The organism is Ruegeria sp. BG9, from assembly GCF_056538305.1.
Genome location: NZ_JBQFSY010000003.1, coordinates 1 through 13,261, shown reverse-complemented (window position 1 = coordinate 13,261; position 13,261 = coordinate 1). Strand labels below are relative to the sequence as shown.

Annotated in this window: 14 protein-coding genes; 9 read left to right on the top strand and 5 right to left on the bottom strand. The window is 56.7% G+C overall.

Annotation, left to right across the window (positions count from 1 at the left end; all coding sequences use genetic code 11):
• Window positions 1-10: 10 nt before the first annotated feature.
• The gene (locus tag ACR0I8_RS05905) at window positions 11-1,363 is read right to left on the bottom strand and encodes an aminotransferase class III-fold pyridoxal phosphate-dependent enzyme (protein WP_170689688.1); all 1,353 of its coding nucleotides are present in this window, start codon (window positions 1,361-1,363) and stop codon (window positions 11-13) included.
• Window positions 1,364-1,395: 32 nt separating this feature from the next.
• Window positions 1,396-2,175, bottom strand: coding sequence for an IclR family transcriptional regulator (locus tag ACR0I8_RS05900; protein WP_170639115.1), 780 nt, complete (start codon window positions 2,173-2,175; stop codon window positions 1,396-1,398).
• A 108-nt stretch (window positions 2,176-2,283) separates the two neighbouring features.
• Here ACR0I8_RS05900 and ACR0I8_RS05895 point away from each other — a divergent pair, with 108 nt between their 5' ends.
• From ACR0I8_RS05895 to ACR0I8_RS05865, 7 genes are all read left to right on the top strand, one after another.
• On the top strand, window positions 2,284-3,213 hold the full coding sequence (locus tag ACR0I8_RS05895; RefSeq protein ID WP_170639116.1) for a tripartite tricarboxylate transporter substrate binding protein: 930 nt from the start codon (window positions 2,284-2,286) through the stop codon (window positions 3,211-3,213).
• A 63-nt stretch (window positions 3,214-3,276) separates the two neighbouring features.
• The gene (locus ACR0I8_RS05890; protein ID WP_170470521.1) at window positions 3,277-3,813 is read left to right on the top strand and encodes a tripartite tricarboxylate transporter TctB family protein; all 537 of its coding nucleotides are present in this window, start codon (window positions 3,277-3,279) and stop codon (window positions 3,811-3,813) included.
• Window positions 3,814-3,822: 9 nt separating this feature from the next.
• On the top strand, window positions 3,823-5,355 hold the full coding sequence (locus tag ACR0I8_RS05885) for a tripartite tricarboxylate transporter permease (RefSeq protein ID WP_170689686.1): 1,533 nt from the start codon (window positions 3,823-3,825) through the stop codon (window positions 5,353-5,355).
• 7 nt (window positions 5,356-5,362) lie between these two features.
• Entirely contained in the window at window positions 5,363-6,847 is a 1,485-nt protein-coding gene (locus ACR0I8_RS05880; protein WP_170689685.1) for an aldehyde dehydrogenase, read from the top strand.
• A 15-nt stretch (window positions 6,848-6,862) separates the two neighbouring features.
• Window positions 6,863-8,158 carry an aminotransferase class III-fold pyridoxal phosphate-dependent enzyme gene (locus tag ACR0I8_RS05875; protein WP_170689683.1) on the top strand — a complete coding sequence of 432 codons (1,296 nt, stop codon included), beginning with the start codon at window positions 6,863-6,865 and terminating at the stop codon, window positions 8,156-8,158.
• Window positions 8,155-9,087: a phosphotransferase gene (locus ACR0I8_RS05870; protein WP_170689681.1), complete on the top strand. Its 933-nt coding sequence runs from the start codon at window positions 8,155-8,157 to the stop codon at window positions 9,085-9,087. Before ACR0I8_RS05875 ends, ACR0I8_RS05870 begins: the two co-directional genes overlap by 4 nt.
• Window positions 9,088-9,109: 22 nt before the next feature.
• Complete coding sequence (locus ACR0I8_RS05865) at window positions 9,110-10,345, top strand: Tm-1-like ATP-binding domain-containing protein (RefSeq protein WP_170689679.1); 1,236 nt, start codon at window positions 9,110-9,112, stop codon at window positions 10,343-10,345.
• 357 nt (window positions 10,346-10,702) lie between these two features.
• Here the strand turns inward: ACR0I8_RS05865 and ACR0I8_RS05860 are convergent, their stop codons facing one another.
• Complete coding sequence (locus ACR0I8_RS05860; RefSeq protein ID WP_170689677.1) at window positions 10,703-11,260, bottom strand: VOC family protein; 558 nt, start codon at window positions 11,258-11,260, stop codon at window positions 10,703-10,705.
• Window positions 11,261-11,382: 122 nt separating this feature from the next.
• On the opposite strand from ACR0I8_RS05860, the gene ACR0I8_RS05855 reads away from it, so the two are divergent.
• Complete coding sequence (locus ACR0I8_RS05855) at window positions 11,383-11,838, top strand: MarR family transcriptional regulator (RefSeq protein ID WP_170689675.1); 456 nt, start codon at window positions 11,383-11,385, stop codon at window positions 11,836-11,838.
• Here ACR0I8_RS05855 and maiA read toward each other — a convergent pair.
• Window positions 11,835-12,452 (bottom strand): maleylacetoacetate isomerase, encoded by a 618-nt coding sequence (gene maiA, locus ACR0I8_RS05850; RefSeq protein ID WP_170689674.1) that lies wholly within the window; start codon window positions 12,450-12,452, stop codon window positions 11,835-11,837. The genes ACR0I8_RS05855 and maiA overlap by 4 nt on opposite strands.
• Window positions 12,453-12,890, bottom strand: a complete 438-nt coding sequence (locus ACR0I8_RS05845; protein ID WP_170380928.1) for a MarR family winged helix-turn-helix transcriptional regulator — start codon at window positions 12,888-12,890, stop codon at window positions 12,453-12,455.
• 136 nt (window positions 12,891-13,026) lie between these two features.
• Here ACR0I8_RS05845 and ACR0I8_RS05840 point away from each other — a divergent pair.
• A partial coding sequence (locus ACR0I8_RS05840) for a homogentisate 1,2-dioxygenase (protein WP_480702873.1) occupies window positions 13,027-13,261 on the top strand: 235 nt, incomplete at its 3' end.

The following is a 13,261-nucleotide window of genomic DNA, read 5'->3' as shown; positions in this document are numbered from 1 at the left end:
TGAGCGGTGATTAAAGAGTCGCCAGACCGGTATCCAGCGCCGATAGGATCTTGGCCACGTCCTCTGATGTTATGATCAGCGGCGGAGACAGGATGATATTGTTGCCGGACACACGCACCATCACACCGTCTTCATAGGCCGCTTTCTGAACCTGCAGCGGCAGGTGTTTCGCGATGGGTGCCTTGGTCGAGCGATCCGAGACCAGTTCCAGCGCACACATCAGCCCCTCGCCGCCGCGCACATCTCCGATCACGTCGTATTTCTCGGCCAGTTTTTGCAAACCGGCAAACAGCTCATCCCCGCGCGCGGCAGCGTTTTCCCAGACGCGCAAGCGCTTGATCTCGGACAGCGCGGCGAGCGCTGCTGCTGCCCCAACCGGGTGACCGGAATAGGTATAGCCCTGATCCACCGACGCCTTGCCGGTCGTGTCACCTTCAAAAACCTCGGCAACAGCACCCGAAATCATCGCCGCCCCGAACGGGAAGTAACCATTGGTAATGGCTTTGGCCGTCGTCATGATGTCGGGCTGCACCCCCCAGTGCCGTGCGCCGCTTTCGCTGCCGGTACGCCCAAAAGCGGTGATGATCTCGTCCGAGATCAGCAGAATATCGTGTTTTGAGCAAACCTCACGCACCATCGGCATGAAACTCTTATGCGGCGGGATTACGCCCCCTGCCCCAAGGACCGGTTCCATGATGAAAGCCGCAACCGTGTTCGCGCCCTGGAATGCAATCTCGGCCTCAAGCGCTTTGACGCAAAGCTGCGCCAAACGCTCAGGGTCGGTCTCGTCGAACGGGTTGCGATAGGTCCATGGCGCGGGCACATGGAAACAGCCCGGCATCATCGGCTCATAAGCCGCGCGGAACTTCTGATTGCCATTGACCGAAGCGGCGGCGAAATGGGTGCCGTGATAGCCCTGTTTCAAGCTGATGAATTTTGTGCGCCCGGCTTCGCCTCGCACCTTGTGGTACTGCCGCGCCATTTTCAGCGCGATCTCAACCGAATCTGAGCCGCCCGAGGTAAAGAAAGCGCGGGTCAGGCCGTCGGGTTCAAAAAACTGCGCCAATTCATAAGACAGCTCGATTGCCTTGTCGTTGCTTGTGCCACGGAAGGTCGAATAGTAGGGCAGCGCATTCAGCTGATCGGCGATGGCCTGCTTTACCGGCTCGCAGGAATAGCCCAGATTGACGTTCCAAAGCCCGCCGACAGCATCGAGCGCCTTGTGACCATCGACATCGACAATACTGACGCCCTCACCACCGTTCAGAATCGTGGGCGGATTCTTCTGACTATCGGCGGGATGCGCCATCGGGTGCCAGAAGTAACGCGCGTTGTTTTCTTTGAGAAAGTTCGAGTCTTTCATTTCTCAGGTCTCCGGGTTTTGCGTCCACCCGCTTACGGATGGAATTCGGTTGGAAAAGTGTCGGGAAGCTGACCGCCGAAACTTGCGGTCAGGTCAGTTGAGAGGGCGTGCAGGGCGGTCAGGATTTCCGGCAGCCGGTCGTCTCCGGCGCGGCCTTCGGGAACGGCAATCGCAATGGTTCCCAGCGCCACTTGATCAATGCCGAAGATGGGCGCCGCATAGCCATAGACGCCATCTTCATAGCTTCCACTGCTATTCGCCCAACCGGCCTGGCTGATTGCCGCGACCCGTTCTTTGATCTTGGCCGGGTCGGTCAGCGTGGCGACCGTGTATCGTACTTGTTCTTTCTGACCGATACGGTCCAGCAAGAAGGATGGCCCAAAGCTGAGCATACAAAGACCGGATGCTGTCGCATTGATCGGAAGAATCTCGCTGGGGTCGAGGCTGACGCGCACGCTGTGACGGTTCGTTTCGACCACCAGCGCTGTTTGAAGCCACTCTTTTTCAAGCAGCGAAAGATGCAGGCTTTCACCAACGTCCTGCATCGCGATGTGCATTCTCTGACGGGCACTCTCGATGCCGGGACGGGCGATCTGGCGCAACGCGGCCAGGCGCAAAGCAGCAGGTCCGACCGCATAGGATTTGGTCATGGGGTTCTGCTCGATCAACCCGTATTCCTCAAGCGCCCGCAGGTGGCGCAGCGCCGTAGCTTTGTTCAATCCAGACAGGCGCGCAAACTGACTCAACCCAATTTCTGGCCGAGCGTTTGAAAAGTAGTTGAGCATTTTCAGGGCGTTCAGGGCAGTACCCATGCGATTCACATCCTCCTGTTAAGGTAATACTTGACAGAACAAGCTTAACAAAGCAACATTATTATTGTTAACGCGGATCAAATAATGAACCACTGACGGGAGGTGTCAATGAAGAAAGTTCTAACAGCCGCCGCTTTTGTAGCTTCTGCGACGGCCGCACTAGCCGAGTATCCAGAGAAACCGGTTTCCTTTGTCGTTCCGTGGCCTCCGGGTGACTTGGAAGACGTTCTCACACGGATGATCGCCGACGAGTTTCAGGCCATGTATGGTGTTCCTGCCGCTGTCGTGAACAAGCCCGGTGGTGGCGGTGGTCCGTTCCCCGGAGCGGTGGAAGTTGCGACCGCTCCGGCAGATGGCTACACCATTGGCTCGTTCGTCATAGGCGTGCCGGTCATTGGCCCGGACATTGGCATTCCCGAGCTCAACCCCAACCCGTTCGAACCGATTGGCATTTTTCTGACCTATCCCTTCGTCATTGCCTCCAGCAAGGATGCCCCCTTCTCGACATGGGAAGAACTGGTGGAACATGGCAAAGAAAACGATGTCGCGCTCGGTCACTTCGGCTCGGTTCTGCCGCCCACACAAGTCACCTTCGCCGCCGCAGTCAGCAGTGGCTTTGACTTCGCCAGTGAAGCCGCCTTCGACGCGCTGGACTGCAACACACTGGCTTCGGGCGACGTAGACGTTATCAACACGACGCTTCAACTTGTTCTTCCCTGTCTGGACCAAGTGAATGTTCTGGCCAGCATCGGTGGCGAACGGATCTCATTGGTCCCGGAAACGCCCACGGTTACCGAGTTGCACCCAGAACTGCCATTGGCGCTGTGGAATGGTCTGTTCGTCCACAAGGACACTCCGGCTGAAGCACGCGAAAAGATCACTGCGGCTGCACAGAAAGCGCTGGAATCTGACAAGGCCAAGCAACTTGCCGAAGAAACCGGAGCCCTGATCTACTGGCAGGATCCGGATGCCTCGAATGCACAGATCGAACAGGACAAAGCCTCGTTCTCTAAAATCGAAGAGATTCTAGGCGAATAACGCGAAACTGGCCCGGCGTATTGCAATACTGTCGGGCCTTTTTCTATCCAGCAGGAGGCCATAATGATCGCAAAGACATTGCAAGACATGTTCAAACGATACCGCCGACCCGGCGATGTTGTTTTTGCTTTGGCCTTCCTGGTGTTTTCGGTTTTTCTGCTGAGCCAACTGGGCACGCAGACCGAGGTTGTCAAACGCACCAAGTGGTTTGCGCAACCGAGCTTCTGGCCAATGGTCTCGCTCTGGGCAATGGCCGCCTTTGCTTTTCTGCACTGGCTTAGCTCCGCGATGTCAGACCGCATTCCGGGTCGCTGGCCCGAAGTCGCGTTCTGGCTGCGGTCCCTTGAATACGTCGCCTATTTTCTGATCTATGTCGCCGTTGTCCCGCTTCTTGGATACCTGCCTTCGACCGTTCTGTTCGCGGTATTCCTTGCAGTCCGAACCGGGTTCCGAAGCGCTGGGGCAATTGGCCTTGCGGCGGCTTTCGGTGTGGCGGTTACCATTATTTTCCGAGCCTTCCTGCAAGTGAAAATCCCGGCCGGTGCCGCCTATGAATACCTGCCCGATTCCGTGCGCGCCTTTGCGCTGACTTATCTCTGAGGTTCGCAAATGGAAACGCTTCTGTCCGGTCTTTCGATCCTGACTCAATGGCAGGTGATCGTCGCCCTTCTGATTGGCTCGATCGGTGGGGTCATCATTGGCGCGCTGCCCGGTGTTGGCGCTGCGGTTGCCATCGCCATCCTTTTGCCTGCCACCTTCGCGTTTGAACCCATTGTCGGCCTGACGCTGTTATTGGGGATCTATGGCTCATCCATGTACGGAGGCGCCATCCCCGCCATTTTGATCAACACGCCTGGTACGGCGGTGAACGCGTTGACTACCTATGACGGCTATCCCATGACCAAACGCGGTCAGGGGCATCGTGCTCTGTCACTGGCCTATTCCGCATCGTTCTTCGGCGGTGTCTTTGCCATCATCTGCCTGATGATCCTGTCACCGGTTCTGGCGTTGATCGCACCGCATTTCGGCAGCCGAGAGATATTCCTGGCCGCTCTTCTGGGGATCATTCTGGTGATCCTCGCCCACCGCGGCCAGATTTTTGCCGCCGGTATGTTGGCCGCTTTCGGGATTTTCCTGAACACTGTCGGGCTTGAGCCCGTGAAATACACCCGCCGCTTTACCTTTGAACAAAGCTGGCTGGCTTCGGGAGTCGATCTGATTGTGGTCGTTCTGGGCCTGTTTGCCATCAGTCAGGCCCTGCTCTTGCTGCTTGAAAAGAACCACGCCCCGGGCGAAACGCATGTCAGTGGCAACATCTTCGCCGGCCTCAAGGAACTGCTGGGCATCAAGCGCGTCGCAACAGTGTCCTCTAGCATCGGCGTTTTAATGGGCATGGTGCCGGGCACGGGTGAGTTCACATCGCAATTCCTGTCTTACACATATGCGCAGAAAACATCGAAAGACCCCGACAAATTTGGCGATGGCTCGCCCGAGGGGCTAGTAGCGTCTGAGGCTGCCAACAATGCGGTGCCCGGCGCGGCCATGATCCCACTGCTGGCACTGGGTATTCCAGGCGAAGCGCTGACCGCGATGATGCTGTCAGTGTTCTATGTGCACAATGTCATCCCCGGCCCGCAGCTGTTTGAAAACCAGATGGACTTTGTGATGGCGCTGTATATGGCGCTGATCCTGCTGAACGTCATCGTTCTGATTTTCCTGCTCTTCTCGACCAACCTGCTGCTGAAGATCATCCAGATCCCAACCCGTTTTCTGGGCATTATGATTCTGATCCTAGCCTTCGTCGGCGTCTACAGTTTACGCAACTCGATCACCGACTGCGCCATTGCCGCCGGGTTTGGTGTGTTCGGCCTGATCCTCAAACGGCTGGACCTCCCGATTGTGCCGATCATTCTGGGCATGGTTCTGGGCGGGATCATGGAGGTCAAGCTGCGCAGTGCAATGGCGCGGGTCAAATCTCCGCTCGATTTCGTCGACCGCCCGATTGCGGCGATCCTTACGGCGCTGATCGTGCTGATCCTACTGCTTCATTTCCGCACGCTGTACTACGAGTTCCGCAACAAGCTTAAACCCGAGCCGACCGCGCAACCGGTCGACTCCGATCATCCCAATCAGCAAGGGTAACTCTGCCATGAACCAGTCTGACATTGACGCCCTTCGCTCTCAGACTCTTTCCCCCCGATCTCACTTCATCGGCGGGCGTTGGGTCGCCGCTTCGGAAGGTGGACATCGGGAGGTGCTATCGCCTGTCGATGGCGCGGTGCTGACCCAGATTGCCGAAGGTACCCCGGCAGATATGGAGGCCGCGATTAGCGTTGCGCGGGCTGCGTTCGAGGATGGCCGCTGGTCGCGCCGCTCCCCTGCCGAGCGCAAGAAGGTCCTGCTGAAGCTGGCCGACCTGATCGAAAAACACGCGCTTGAACTGGCGGTTCTGGGTGTGCGCGACAACGGCACCGAGATCACAATGGCCATGAAGGCCGAGCCTATGTCAGCAGCCGGTACATTCCGCTATTACGCCGAGGCGATTGACAAGGTCTACGGTCAGATCGCCCCCACGGCAGAAAACACCCTGGGCTTGATCCATCACGCCCCGGTTGGCGTCGTCGGAGCGATTGTGCCCTGGAACATGCCGCTGATGATCGGCAGCTGGAAACTGGCCCCTGCGCTGGCCACCGGCAACTCGGTCGTGTTGAAACCCGCTGAAAGCGCTTCCTTGTCGCTGCTGAAACTGGCCGAACTGGCAGCCGAGGCCGGAATACCCGACGGCGTGCTGAACGTCGTCACCGGGTCAGGCCGGGTCGTGGGCGAAACGCTGGCGCTGTCGATGGATGTGGACATCATGGTGTTCACAGGCTCTGGGGCCACAGGCCGACGACTGTTGGAGTATTCGGCGCGTTCGAACATGAAACGCTGCTATCTGGAACTGGGCGGCAAATCCCCCAACATTGTCTTCAACGACGCCCCGGACCTGAGCGAGGCCGCCAAAGTGTCCGCAGGTGGTATCTTCCGCAACGCTGGCCAGATCTGCATCGCCGGATCGCGCTTGTTGGTACAAGAGGACATCCACGACGACTTTGTTGCTGAACTCGTCAAACATGCCGAAGCGATGCGGGTCGGCAATCCGCTTGATCTGGGCACACAAATCGGCGCAATTCATTCACTGCCAGAGCTGGAATCCAATCTGGACTTTGTCACCAAGGCCGAGACCGAAGGCGCCGAGCGTCGCACTGGTGGCGGGCGCATCCTTGAGGAAACCGGTGGTTACTATATGGCCCCGACTGTAATGACCGGGGTCAAATCCACTGACAATCTGTTCCAGAACGAGGTGTTCGGTCCGGTCCTGGCGGTCACATCCTTCAAGGACGAGGACGAAGCGATCAGGCTGGCCAATGACTCGGTCTATGGTCTCTCCTCGGGTGTGTGGACATCGAACCTGAGCCGCGCGCACCGCATGATCGCTGGCATCCGTGCTGGCGTCGTGCATGTGAACACCTATGGCGGCTCTGACCTGACCGTGCCACTGGGTGGTGTGCGCCAGTCGGGCAACGGGCACGACAAATCCCTGCATGCGTTCGAGAAATATCTCGACTTGAAAACCGCCTGGATAAAACTCTGACCAAAGGTCTGCTGAATGACACTTCCCGCGAAATCCGCCGAGCTTGTAGAACGCCGGACCAAGCTGCTGGGCCCGAATGTCTCGACCTTTTATGACGAGCCGCTTCACATCGTGAAGGGCGAAGGGGTCTGGCTTTGGGATGCGGATGGGCGCAAATACCTGGATTGCTATAACAACGTCCCCCATGTCGGCCATTGCAACCCCCGCGTGGTCGAGGCGATCTGCCGTCAGGCGTCAACGCTCAATACCCATACTCGTTATTTGCACGACGGCATTCTCGACTATGTCGAGAAGCTGACGGGCACGATGGATGCCTCGCTGGACACCGCCATTCTGACCTGCACCGGGTCCGAGGCCAATGACATCGCCCTTCGAATGGCCGAAGGCATGACCGGCAAACGCGGTATCATTGCTACGGATGCAACCTATCACGGCAACACGTCTCTGGTCAGTCAGTTGAGCAAATCGAACGTGCCGACCGTTGGCTTTGGTCTGGATCAGTATTTCCGGTTTGTGGAAGCACCCGACAGCTATCGAAACCCAGACCCAGACGGCAGCAAGTTTGCCGATGCTGTGGCCCAACAGATTGCTGAGCATGAAAAGACCGGCATCGGCTTTAGCGCTTTGGTCCTCTGCCCCTATTTCCTGAATGAAGGCTTCCCCGACCATCCCGACGGCTGGCTGAAACCCGTGGCCGAAGTGGTGCGCAAGGCTGGTGCCCTACTGATCTGCGACGAGGTGCAATCGGGTTTTGGCCGAACCGGCACCCATATGTGGGCGCATCAAAAGATGGGCTTGGTACCGGATATCATGACCATGGGCAAACCAATGGCCAACGGTCATCCGGTGGGCGGCGTCGTAACGCGCAACGAAATCCTTGCCACATTCCGCAAGGGCTATCGGTACTTCAACACGTTCGGTGGCAACCCGGTGTCCTGCGCCGCGGCCATGGCGGTATTGGAAGAGATTGAGGACAAAAACCTTGTCACCAACGCCAAATCCGTGGGCGATCACGCCCGCGTGCGCATGACATCTTTGCAGCAGAAATACGAGTGCATCGGCGATGTGCGCGGCTCGGGCCTGATTTTCGGGGCCGAGATGGTGCTGGATCGTCAAACCAAGGAACCGGCCAGCGAATTCACCGATCGGGTCATCAACGCGATGCGACACCGGGGGATAATCCATTCAAAACTCGGCCGCCATAAAAACACGCTCAAGATCCGTCCACCGATGCCGTTCTCGAAAGAGAATGCAGATCTGCTGTTTGACACATTGGACGAGGTTTTGGCCGAAACCCCGCTGACTCTATGACCCCGATTGTCGAGCAAGCCCTGACCCTTTGGGGCATGGACAGTGCTGAATGGTCGCTGGTCGCGGCGCGCGAAAATCATGTTTACCGGCTTCAGATCGGCGCGAAAAGCTATGCCCTGCGCCTGCACCGCAAAGGCTTGCATTCGGATACCGCCTTGAGGTCCGAGCTGCAGTGGATCGCCGAGCTAGGCGCAAAGAGCGTCGGTGTACCCACACCGGTACCGGCCACGGATGGCCGCTACCTACAACTGCTGGACGGGATCCAGGTCGATATGCTTGACTGGTTGCCCGGTCGCCCGCTGGGATCGACCGAAACCGGGATCGACCATAGTGATCGTACCGGGCTGTTTCGGGCCCTCGGGCATGAGATGGCGAAGCTGCACGAAGTCAGCGATGCCTGGACGCGTCCCGATGACTTTGAGCGCTGGTCCTGGGATCGTGCTGGACTGCTGGGCAATGCCCCATTGTGGGATCGGTTTTGGGAAAACCCCACGCTTTCTGGCGAGGATCGTGCCCTGTTCACTGCGTTCCGCGAGAAAGCTAACAATCACTTAATGCAGATCGAAAACCAACTGGACTACGGCCTGATCCACGCCGATCTGGTACGTGAAAACGTGATGGTTCGAGGCGACAAGCTCTGGCTGATTGATTTCGACGATGCCGGGTTCGGGTTCCGTCTGTTCGATATCGCCACGACACTGCTGAAAAACCTATGCGAGCCGGATTACGACGCCCTGCAAGCGGCCCTGCTAGAGGGATACTGGTCGGAACGTGCGCTAGACACCGAGCATCTCGATCTGTTCATGGCCCTGCGCGCGGTAACTTATGTCGGCTGGATTTCGTCCCGCATGGGCGAAGATGGATCAGAGGCACGAAACATGCGGTTCAAAGATACCGCCCGAGAGTTGCTGACGCACTACCTCGGATAAACCGCACGCACGGGAGGAAACCATGACCAATAAAACGATCCTGCTGATCGGGACATACGACACTAAAGCCCCCGAGATGCGGTTCATCGAAGACGCCGTAAAGGCGCAGGGAGCAGATGTGCTGACAATGGACGTCTCCGTTCTTGGCGACCCTGAAACACCGACCGACATCTCAAAACATGACGTCGCAGCTGCCGAAGGCAGAACCATCGAAGAAGTGATTGCGCTGGGGGATGAAAACAAGGCCTTCCGCGTCATGTCCGCCGGGGCTGCCAAGGTAGTGGCAAGAGCCTATGCCGAAGGCCGGTTTGACGGGATGCTGGCCACTGGTGGAACCATGGGTACCGACCTTGCGCTGGATTGTGCACAGGCCCTGCCCATGGGGGTCCCGAAATACATCGTTTCAACCGTCAGTTTCTCACCGCTAATCCCCCCACATCGGTTGGCCCCGGACATACAGATGATCCTGTGGGCCGGTGGGTTGTACGGTATGAATTCGATCTGCAGGTCTTCTCTGGCACAGGCTGCGGGGGCCGTGGTCGGCGCAACCAAAGCCGCCATCGCGCCGGATCGTAGCAAACCCCTGATTGGCATGACCAGCCTTGGATCGTCCTGCCTGCGTTACATGAAAACCCTTAAACCAGCGCTGGAAGAGCGCGGCTTTGAGGTTGCGGTATTCCACTCGACAGGCATGGGTGGCATGGCCTTTGAAAAACTGGCCGCCGAAAACGCCTTTGTCTGCGTGATGGATTTCTGCATGCAGGAGTTTGGCAATCTGCTGGCCGGTTCCGTTGTTTCAAGCGGAGAGGATCGCGTTACCAATGCCGGACGCGTTGGCACGCCGCAGATGGTTGCACCGGGCGCTCTGGACCTGCTGGATTTCGCGGGCTGGCAAGAGATCCCGGATCAATATGCAGATCGCCCGTTTCACGAACATAACCGCCTGATCAAAAGCTCGGTCTTCAATGGCGAGGAACGCCGCGCCTGGATCAGGGAACTTGCAAACCGGCTGGAAGCAGCAACCGGGCCGGTTCATTTCTTCCTGCCGTTGCAAGGCGTTGAAGCATGGGACAAGGAAGGCGAAGAGGCACATGACCCCGCAGCCCTTGCTGACATGGTCGATGAGGCCCGCAAGGTCATGCCGGACCAGGTGCCGATGACTGAGCTGGACGCCCATATCAACGACGCCGCATTTTGCAATGCCGTTCTGGCCAAATTTGACGAATGGGTCGAAAACAGTGTTGTCACTCTTGGTTAGCTGGCATCCTATTGCGCGCCAGAGTGTTCAAGAAGTTAATCGCACATGTCTTCGAGGGTAAACAAGTTGCACCACAAGGGAGTTTCCACCGCCCCTTAAACCACTCTTTTTCGCAGAAGGCGGCTAAGATATCACGCCCGGACAAGCGGGCGTAGCAGACAGCCCGAGAACCGACTGAAACCGTGTTGTTGTCGTCCAGCACAACAACTTTGATCCTTTGCGCGGCAAGATCCAACGCGGCGGTCTATCCAACCGGCTCGCCCCCGACGATCACGATGGGATCGCGAACCGTCTGGCCGGATTTCTGTTCCTCTGACTGCACATAAGGAAATTCGGGAAAATCGTAGGTGTTCAACATCACTTTTTCCCCAACTCTTTGGCATGAAGCCAATCCGCATGCTGAGGTGCCTTCTTGGTACGCGACCACTCTTCGAGCATGCCCCACTTCACCGCATCCAGCCGTTTGATCATTTCCGCTTCCTCTGGGTCAGGACAGGCCAATTCCACGCGATGGCCATTGGGATCAAAGAAATAGATCGAATGGAAAATCGAGTGATCGGTGACGCCAAGCACGTCGATACCGTTGGCTTCAAGGTGGTCCTTAAATCCGATCAGCGTATTACGGTCTTTAACCTTAAACGCGATGTGTTGGACCCATTTCGGGGTATTCGGGTCACGTCCCATTTCAGAATTGGTCGGCAGTTCAAAGAACGCCAGCACGTTTCCGTTTCCCGCATTCAGAAACAAGTGCATATAGGGATCAGGTTCGTGCGTCGAAGGAACATGATCTTCGGCGATAGCTAGAACAAAATCCATATTCAGCATCTTGGTGTAGAACTCGACGGTTTCCTTCGCGTCTTTGCAGCGATATGCGACGTGATGAATTTGGTCGAGCTTGAGATTCTGAGCGTTCATTGAAACCTCCTCCGTATTCATTGCATTTGCAATGATTATCCGAGCCCACCTTGTAGTAATTTGATCTAAATCAAATCGTTGCACTTGCAACGATTTATATTGTTGGCAGAAGAGGCGATCCTATGAACCTTGAGACTTATTTCCCTTATCAGCTTGCATCGACCGCCGAGGCGTTTTCTCACCAGCTTGTTCAGGTCTATGGTCGAACCTACGGCCTCTCGCGAGAGGAATGGCGTCTGCTGTTTCTATTGGCCAGCGCGGGTCAGTCGAACTCGCTCCAACTGGCGCAGCGCACCACGTTGGACAAAGTTCAGGTAAGCCGTGCTGCGACCAGGTTAGAGAACAAGGGCCTGATTGGCCGCGCCGTCGCGGACAGTGACCGGCGGCTGCGCCAATACACCTGCACCGAGGCAGGCAAGTCCCTATTCAACGCAGTTTTTCCAGCCGTGCAGAACTGTGCTGACTCGATTTTGGAACGCATGAGCGATGAAGACATAGCCAAGCTTAAGGATGGACTTCGCGCTCTTGAAAAGGCTGTGGCTGACTACGGGCAGAGTCAGGTGAACGAAAACAGTTAATGCGGGCTGTTGTCCGGATGGGCGTTCTGAAAGGCCGGGATCTGATCCAAGCTGTCCTTGATCCGAGAAATCTTGGGCAGGTGTACCAATTCAACACCCCATCTTTGCGCATTGTATAGCTGAGGCATCAGGCAAACATCGGCAAGCGTTAGACGGTCACCGTAGGAAAACGGACCGCCCTGCAACATGTCTTCGTAAGCCGCCAGACCTTCGCCGATAAAATGCTGCATCCAGCCTTCGTTCGAAATCTGGTTCCCTGAGTGTTCTACGGCCCATTTTACCACTCGAAGGTTGCAAACCGGATGGATATCCATTGCCACAGCATAAGACAACGCACGCACTTCGGCGCGGCCCACGGGGTCCGAGGGCAAAAGGCCAAGGCCTCTTGTTTCGTCAATATACTCGATCTGCGCTAGCGACTGGGTGAACCTATTCCCGTCTATCTCCAACACCGGCACCAGACCCTGAGGGTTTCTCATCAGATGCGCGTCGGACTGCTGCTCAGCTTCCAGCAGGTTCACGATGACGGTTTCCCAGCTTTCCCCAGCAAGGCCCAGAGCGATCCTCACACGATAGCTGGCTGAAGAGCGCCAATAGTCATAAAGCTTAATCATTCATTCTTCCGACAGGAGATCGAGGGCGGCATTCAGCGCTTCCTCAGACTCACCAAGTTTGGTTTCCAGGCTGGATTGAAACGACAGTGCAATAGGAACCAATTGGCTGAGAAGATCCGCGCCTTTTTCCGTAAGGTCGAGTTTGACAAGTCGTCTGTCGGCAGGATCCTCAACCTTAGTGATCAGTCCGCGGGATTCGAGCCGTGCGGCCGCCCGACTGACCTTTGACTTCTCTAGACTGACCCGCTTTTCGATGTCCCGAACTGACGGGTTTTCGGCGTATCCAACGTTCACAAGGACGCGCCATTCCGGGTTCGAAACGCCAAACTCATGTTTATACTGCTGCGCCATTTCTGCGCTCAGTCTCGCGGCCAGCACCGTAAGCCGGTATGGCAAGAACCCTTCCAAATCGAACTCGGGCAAGTTTTTGGTGCTCATACAGCGATTTCCTTTCGGCGTTATTGAATTCAGATTTTCATTGCATCTGCAACAAAAATATTGACAACGTTGCAAATGCAACAAATATTTACTGCGAACCCAAAGTCTTGCCGAATCGAGTGAGCAGGAGATCCAGATGAATGTGCTCGTTGAACATAGCGGATTGACCGTTGCTGAAGATGGGAACACCATTTCAAAGGGTTACATGCCTGGCTTCGGCAATGACTTTGAGACCGAAGCCCTGCCTGGCGCGTTGCCGCAGGGCATGAACAGCCCGCAACGCTGCAACTATGGCCTCTATGGCGAACAGCTCAGCGGCACAGCATTCACCGCCAACCCGCCCGAGCGGACGTGGTGCTATCGCATTCGCC

Excerpts from the sequence above, each read along its gene's own strand:
- maiA (WP_170689674.1), bottom strand. The coding sequence starts at position 12,452 with ATGATTAAGCTTTATGACTATTGGCGCTCTTCAGCCAGCTATCGTGTG.
- ACR0I8_RS05855 (WP_170689675.1), top strand. The coding sequence starts at position 11,383 with ATGAACCTTGAGACTTATTTCCCTTATCAGCTTGCATCGACCGCCGAG.
- ACR0I8_RS05845 (WP_170380928.1), bottom strand. The coding sequence starts at position 12,890 with ATGAGCACCAAAAACTTGCCCGAGTTCGATTTGGAAGGGTTCTTGCCA.
- ACR0I8_RS05865 (WP_170689679.1), top strand. The coding sequence starts at position 9,110 with ATGACCAATAAAACGATCCTGCTGATCGGGACATACGACACTAAAGCC.
- ACR0I8_RS05875 (WP_170689683.1), top strand. The coding sequence starts at position 6,863 with ATGACACTTCCCGCGAAATCCGCCGAGCTTGTAGAACGCCGGACCAAG.
- ACR0I8_RS05895 (WP_170639116.1), top strand. The coding sequence starts at position 2,284 with ATGAAGAAAGTTCTAACAGCCGCCGCTTTTGTAGCTTCTGCGACGGCC.
- ACR0I8_RS05860 (WP_170689677.1), bottom strand. The coding sequence starts at position 11,260 with ATGAACGCTCAGAATCTCAAGCTCGACCAAATTCATCACGTCGCATAT.
- ACR0I8_RS05900 (WP_170639115.1), bottom strand. The coding sequence starts at position 2,175 with ATGGGTACTGCCCTGAACGCCCTGAAAATGCTCAACTACTTTTCAAAC.
- ACR0I8_RS05870 (WP_170689681.1), top strand. The coding sequence starts at position 8,155 with ATGACCCCGATTGTCGAGCAAGCCCTGACCCTTTGGGGCATGGACAGT.
- ACR0I8_RS05880 (WP_170689685.1), top strand. The coding sequence starts at position 5,363 with ATGAACCAGTCTGACATTGACGCCCTTCGCTCTCAGACTCTTTCCCCC.
- ACR0I8_RS05885 (WP_170689686.1), top strand. The coding sequence starts at position 3,823 with ATGGAAACGCTTCTGTCCGGTCTTTCGATCCTGACTCAATGGCAGGTG.
- ACR0I8_RS05905 (WP_170689688.1), bottom strand. The coding sequence starts at position 1,363 with ATGAAAGACTCGAACTTTCTCAAAGAAAACAACGCGCGTTACTTCTGG.
- ACR0I8_RS05890 (WP_170470521.1), top strand. The coding sequence starts at position 3,277 with ATGATCGCAAAGACATTGCAAGACATGTTCAAACGATACCGCCGACCC.